6 protein-coding genes are annotated in these 7,068 nt (G+C 35.1%); all 6 read right to left on the minus strand.

Annotated elements, in window-relative coordinates; translation table 11 throughout:
• Nucleotides 1-5: 5 nt before the first annotated feature.
• On the minus strand, nucleotides 6-1,271 hold the full coding sequence (locus CWS01_RS19395; protein WP_101178861.1) for a branched-chain amino acid ABC transporter permease: 1,266 nt from the start codon (nucleotides 1,269-1,271) through the stop codon (nucleotides 6-8).
• A gap of 9 nt (nucleotides 1,272-1,280) precedes the next feature.
• Nucleotides 1,281-2,267 (minus strand): branched-chain amino acid ABC transporter permease, encoded by a 987-nt coding sequence (locus tag CWS01_RS19400; protein WP_101178862.1) that lies wholly within the window; start codon nucleotides 2,265-2,267, stop codon nucleotides 1,281-1,283.
• A gap of 191 nt (nucleotides 2,268-2,458) precedes the next feature.
• Nucleotides 2,459-3,661, minus strand: a complete 1,203-nt coding sequence (locus CWS01_RS19405) for a branched-chain amino acid ABC transporter substrate-binding protein (protein WP_101178863.1) — start codon at nucleotides 3,659-3,661, stop codon at nucleotides 2,459-2,461.
• Between the two features lie 410 nt (nucleotides 3,662-4,071).
• A complete protein-coding gene (locus CWS01_RS19410; RefSeq protein WP_101178864.1) occupies nucleotides 4,072-4,593 on the minus strand; it encodes an acyl-CoA thioesterase in 522 nt (173 codons plus the stop codon).
• Between the two features lie 191 nt (nucleotides 4,594-4,784).
• A complete protein-coding gene (locus CWS01_RS19415; protein WP_168714427.1) occupies nucleotides 4,785-6,272 on the minus strand; it encodes a HAMP domain-containing sensor histidine kinase in 1,488 nt (495 codons plus the stop codon).
• Nucleotides 6,211-6,900 (minus strand): response regulator transcription factor, encoded by a 690-nt coding sequence (locus tag CWS01_RS19420; protein ID WP_101178866.1) that lies wholly within the window; start codon nucleotides 6,898-6,900, stop codon nucleotides 6,211-6,213. Before CWS01_RS19420 ends, CWS01_RS19415 begins: the two co-directional genes overlap by 62 nt.
• Between the last annotated feature and the right edge of the window lie 168 nt (nucleotides 6,901-7,068).

The following is a 7,068-nucleotide window of genomic DNA, read 5'->3' on the forward strand; positions in this document are numbered from 1 at the left end:
TCCCATTAAGCTTTAAATTCTTTACCAGCATCAACCCTTGTGGGCTTTTCTTCTGTTCGCTGTTTTAATTTATTAGCATTAAATTTTAAATTCTTTGCTGGTATCAATCCTTGCGGACGATACAGAGTCATCACAATTAATAATGCACCAAAAATAAATCTTTGCATTTTCGCTGGAGATAATGCATCAGGTATTGCCATAATAGAACCAAGCCATGTAGTAATTTCTGCTAAAACTTGCAAGTTTAAAATGGTAATAACAGCAGCACCTAATATTACACCAGGAACACTACCCATCCCTCCTAAAATTACCATTACTAGGATAGTAGTAGATTCAAGGTAGGTGAAACTAGTTGGATCTACAAATGTTTGTTTTGCCGCAAATACAACCCCCATCATTCCTGAAAAAGAGGCGCCGATGGCAAAAGCCGTCAATTTTGTTTTTACAAGGGGTATTCCCATCGCTTGTGCAGCTATTTCATTTTCCCTTACAGCTTTCCATGAACGCCCTAATTTTGTATGTTCTAATTTTGTGACTGTATAAATAACAACTACAAATACAACTAATACGACATAATAAAATTGATTAGGAAAAATAAGTTTTATTCCAAATATTTCTGGTGGACTTATACTTGCAAGTCCCATTGCTCCATTTGTAATGTTTACCGGCTTATCTAAATTATTGAATACAATTCGAATAATTTCTCCAAAACCTAATGTAACAATTGCCAAATAGTCTCCTTTTACCCGAAGAACTGGAATACCTAAAAGAACTCCAAATAATGCTGCGACGAAAAGACCGATGATGATAAAAATCCAAAAACTATTTCCTGATAAAGGATACTGGCCAAAAGGCATAAAATTAGCGGCTTGTGTTGTAGCAAAAATGCCATACGTATATGCTCCAACTGCAAAAAATGCCACAAAACCTAAATCAAGAAGTCCAGCCAAGCCGACCACTATATTTAATCCTAACGCCATGCAAACATAAATTCCTACCATTGTAGCAACTTCCATATAAGATTGATAGGCAGGTCCATGACTTGCTGAAAATGGAAGGATAAATCCTAAAATAATGAGGCCAACTCCCCATTTTATTTTATTATTTAATTTTAAAAAATAGAGAATTAATAGAGAAAACAGCAAAAGCAAAAAGGCGACGACTGATTGTTGGGCCAAGTATAAACTAGCGCTCGTTACTAACACATATAATAAAAATAATATTGCTTGTGCCATTTTATTCTTCTGTAATGTTTCTATTAATTTTGTCATTGTTCCCACCTACACTTTCTCTGCTACGGCTTTCCCAAACAAGCCTTCTGGTTTAAAGATCAGGACAATAATTAAAATAGCAAAAGCAACAACATCTTTATACTCGGCGCCTAAAAGCCCGCCTGTTATTACAGATAAATTTGCGGCAGTAAACATTTCTACAAGGCCAATAGTCAATCCGCCTACCATTGCACCACGAATATTTCCAATCCCGCCAAGCACTGCGGCTGTAAATGCCTTTAATCCTAAGATAAATCCAATATACGGATCAATCGTGCCATATTGAATAGCAAAAAGGACGCCTGTTGCACCTCCTAATGCAGAACCAACAAAAAATGTGACAGAAATAACTTTATTCACATTGATGGACATTAATGATGCGGTGTCCCTGTCTTGTGCAACAGCCCTCATCGCCATGCCCCATTTTGTTTTATTAACAAAAAAATCAAGTCCAACCATTAAAATAACAGCCACTATAATAACAACTAAAAAGGAACTTTTAAAACTAGCATTTGAAATTCCTGGAAAGATAGAACCTAAAGGCATTTTAATCTGATGGCTAAAAAAGCTTGGCGCCGTTAAAATATAATTTCCTTTGTATAATTCTGTAATAAAACGGACTATATCTTGCAGCAAAAAAGAAATCCCAATAGCAGAAATCAAAGCTATTAATTTTGGCGCCTTCCTTAGCGGACGATAGGCTACTCTTTCAATTCCCATTCCCATAAAACCTGTAATAAGGCTTGATATCAACAGCATGATAATTAATGTAAAGATTGCAGGCAGCATAGATGTCCAGCCAAGACTTGTAAACACCAATAAAACGGCTGTTCCAACAAAAGCACCAGTCATAAATATTTCTCCATGTGCAAAGTTGATTAGTTCTAATATTCCATAAACCATTGTATAGCCTAAAGCAATTACAGCATATACAGCACCTAAAGTTAGTCCGTCTATTAAAACTTGCGGTAAAGTTTGTAATATATCTGTCAGCATTTTCTTCCCCACACTTTTGTTATTATATTTTTAACCTCAAATGAACATCTAGTACTATTTCAATTTGGCATCCATATTCTTATTTAAAGTTTTTATGTACAAGTAATCATTTTTACTATTTTTGTATATTATTTTAATATCGTGTATTAAAAGTAAAAAGGGTACGGGATATCCATACCCTTTCTATTCAACTATTCTTTTTCAATTTCTCCATCCAATGTTGCTGGATATTTTGCTTCGTCAAATTTGTAAATAAAGATTTTTGCATACGTGTTGTCCCCTTTATCATCAAATCCAACTTCTGTTGCTACACCTTTATAATCTTTTGTAGCACGGACTACCTTCATTACACTTTCGCGTGTCGGCAATTTGCCATCATTATCTTTAATCGCTTGTTCAATACCTGCTAATAGAACACCCGCACTATCATATGCATATGCAGAATAAGATTCTATATTTTTATTAAACTTCGCTTTATAATCTTCTGCGAATTTTTTGCCTTCTTCTGTTTTCGCTACATCACCTGCAACAGATGTTAAATAAGAATTTTTCACAGAATCCCCTGCAATTTCAACAAATGTAGAAGAATCAAGACCATCTCCACCCATAAATGGTGCATCGATGCCTTTATCACGAGCTTGTTTCACTAATAAACCACCTTCAGAATATAAACCGCCGAAGTAGATTAAATCTGGTTTTTTAGAAGATACTTGATTTAGAACACCATTAAAGTCTTTTTCTCCAACTGTAATGCCTTCATATCCTACAATTTCAGCACCCAATTTTTCCGCTGCTGCTTTAAATGCATCCGCTAATCCAGAACCATATGCAGTTTTATCCTGAATTACGAAAATTTTCTTTGCTTTTAACGTATTAATGGCATATTGTGCACCAGCAGGACCTTGGAAATCATCGCGGGCAACAACGCGGCTTACTGATTTAAGATTGCGATCAGTAAAGTCAGTTGCTGTACTTGCTGGAGAAATGCTTATAATATTATATTTTTCATAAACCTCAGATGCTGGAATAGATACACCTGAATTCAAGTGCCCTACTACACCTAGAACAGCTTGATCAGCACCTATTAACTGAGCATTTGCTACCCCTTTTTTCGGGTCTCCCTGATCATCTTTTGCATCTAATTGAAGATCAAATCCCATATCAGCAAACTTATCCTTTTGTTCTTCAATTGCTAATTGGGCCCCTAGTTTAATCGCTTCGCCTAATGTTGCACTTCCTCCAGATAAGGGAGATTGTGTAGCAATCTTAATCACTGTTTTTCCGTCTGACCCGCTGTCTTTACCGTCAGAGCTGCTTGTTGAAGAACACCCACTAATTACACCAAGCGCCAAAGTTGCTGTCATTGCTAACGATAAAACTTTTTTTGAAATCATAGTTAGCCCCCTATTTTCTCTTGTCTTTAATTTAGGAATACAGATAAAACTACTATTCTAAAAAAGGAATTAAATCCCAATATTAGAACTTCCTTGTATGGATTATAATCCTCTATAAGACAAGTGTCTTTGTTTTTGTTAGATAACCTAACCTATTTTTTCAGAAAAGAGTATAAATTCCGACAATTATTTTCAAGATACCAAAATTAGGAAAGAAAACAATATGAAATGAAATAAATTTTGATAGAAAAACTTACAAAAAATATGTTCACCTGACCAGGATGAAAGGTAAGCATAAAATTAATTCATTAAAATAGTAAATAAAAAAACTGGAGCAAGCTATTAGACCCCATTTCCCCTTTGCAATTTGGGTGGACTTCTAATTTAACTGCTCCAGTTTTTTTAATTTGCTAGCTCCATGGTGCATTTGTGTTGACAACACTTGCAAATGCCTTACTGTGCTCTCTTCTATCTTTTCTAATCTTCACTCGTTCATCTGCCGTATTAAACAGCATTGTTTCTTCTGGGGATTGTGGAACCACTTTTGGTATCAAGGTTGGTTTTCCATGTTCATCTAAAGCAACAAACGTCAGAAAAGAAGTCGCAGCTAATTTCCGCTCCCCTGTCTTTAAATTTTCTGCGATTACTTTAACAAAAACCTCCATAGAAGATCTGCCAGTATGGGACACATACGACTCTAAACAAACGGAGTCTGTTGGTCTAATCGGCATTAAGAAATCTACTGAATCTGTTGATGCGGTTACTACATCGCTTCTAGAATGCCTAGAAGCTGATATAGAAGCCACATCATCAATATAACTCATCAGCTTTCCTCCAAATAAACTATTGTGGTTATTCGTATCAATTGGAAATATTCTGCTTGTTTTTACTACCAGCGATTCTTTACAAAATTTCTCTTCCCGCTCTTCCATTAACTGTACGCCCCTTTGCAGTTATTTTTTTAAATAAAGCTATGCTAATGAATATTGTGAATAGAAAGATTTTTGGTTCATCCGCAAAAAACGAATGAACCAAACTAATCGCAGTTATTTAGACATAGCTAGAAAAAAAAGCATATGAACACTCTTCTCCATTAATGATTAACAAATCCTAACTAGTTTTTCTACTTTACTAAAGGTAATTTCAATAAAAATATTGTAGTAGAACCATCTGATGTTTGTAAAGATAAATAACCATTTTGTGCTTTTGCCAATAACATGCTATATGGAAGCCCAAGACCAAGTCCCCGTTCTACATCTTTTTTATTTTTTCCACGATAGAATCTTTCAAAAATAAAGGCTTGTTCTTCATTAGGTATACCATATCCATTATCTTCTACCGAAATATATGCATTATTTTCATCACACACTAGACCAATTGTTAGTTTTCCTAAACTTTTCCCCTTTATTGCATGCAAACTATTATTTAATAAATTCACCACTATTTGCTGAAGGCGAACACTGTCTGCCATTGCAAAAACTCCCTCTTCTGGACTAACATATCTTAACTCTACATTTTTTAATGCATCACTATGCACAATTTCCCACTGGTAGACAATTTCTTTTAATATGCTTTGCAGATTCATTTTTTCTAAATTCACCTTAATAGAGCCTGCACTAAAACTATTAAAATCAAGCAAATCCTCTACCATACTTTGCAAACGTTTAGCTTCTTTCAAACTCATGTTTAGAAACTCTTTTTTCCTATCATCTGAAACAATATTATCATTTACCGCTTGAATAAGTGCACTGACTGAAGTAATAGGCGTTTTCAGTTCATGAGTAACACCTGCTAGCAATTGAGTTCGCAAGCCTTCTAAAGTTTGTAGTCGATTAGCCAATTCATTAAAGGATAACACAAGTTGATGCAGTTCCTTTTCCTGCACCTCCTCATTCAATCGAATATCATAATTTCCGCTCATCAGCTTTTGGGCACCTACTGCTACATCTTCTACTGGTTTCGCCATTTTTTTTGATAAAAAATAAATAACAAACCAGCCAAGCAGTGCAAGACTAGTCAATAGCAATCCTAATAACTGGTATTCTTCCCGATTTATATGATTCAATTGATCATGTGGCTGAATAATATAAACAGATCCTGTTATCTTCCCTTCCTTTTTAATTGGTGAAATAATAACAGAGGCTTTTCGATTGTTTATAAAATCAATGGTTTTTACCGTCAGTTTATTTGCCAGATCCATGGATTGAATCAATGATTCTTGCTGGCTGTCATCAATTGGTCCTCTCTCTTTCGTAGGGGAAATAATTTCACCTGTTTTTGTCTTAATATAGATCGTTAGAGGCTGCCCATTATTGATAAACTGCTGTCTATCTTGCAAAAAAGGAAATCGAGTCTCCGAAATACTTTCTAGCTCCATATCACTTGCCCTATCTGATATTTCCTGTGCCACTAGCTTTGTTAATTCAAGCTTATTTTCTAACGCATTATGGCGTATCCAAAATATAGATACCACTCCAATAATAATCAAACCAACTACTAATGTGAATAGATACCTTTTTGTCCAATAATAAAGTAGGGGCGTTTTCGTTTTATTGTTTTTCTTGAACGTAGAATTGATAGCCCAACCCACGTAATGTTTTAATTTCTCCATCTTGAGAATCCCACCCATTTAGTAATTTCCTAATTCGTTTTACAGCAAGATCAACAGCCCTGTCGCTTCCGTCATAATCTATCCCCCAGACTTGATCGAGAAGTTGTTCTCTTGTAAAAGTTTGATTTGGGTTGCTTGCCAAAAAAAGAAATACAGAAAGATCTCTTGGAGTAAACGGTATCTCAATTCCACTTAAAAAAACTTGATGGGATAAATAATTAATTTTTAAGTTTCCATAATACTTTATATCTTCTTCTTTTTGATATTGTGGCGATCTCCGCAGTACTGCTTGAACCCTCGCAATCACTTCTTCTGCAACAAAAGGTTTAGTGATATAATCATCTGCTCCTTCTCCAAATCCCTTTAATTTCTGGTCAGTATCAGATAATGCAGTCAACATAATGACGGGACAGGCGCTTTTTTCTCTAATATATTTCAGCACTCCCCATCCGTCCAGATATGGCATCATAATATCCAGCAAGATAAGAGAAGGATGCACCTCCTCTACCTTTTCAAGTGCTTCTTCTCCGTTATAAGCATAGCTGATTGTATAGCCTTCTTTTTCTAAATAAGCCCCTAATACCATTGAAATTGCTAATTCATCTTCGACAATCAATATATGTTTCATATCCTAATTCCTTTTATATTTTTCCTTATTATACAAGAATATCTATAGAAAAGAATAGGGAATCCTAATTTCCTACTCTAGAAAGCGAACACCTTTTCTAGAGTAGGACTGATAGAATCCCCTCCTTTTTCCTATTCCTTTTATTGATATCTTAACGCTTCTAACGGA

The sequence above is a fragment of the Niallia nealsonii genome, assembly GCF_002835805.1.
GTDB lineage: Bacteria > Bacillota > Bacilli > Bacillales > Cytobacillaceae > Niallia > Niallia nealsonii.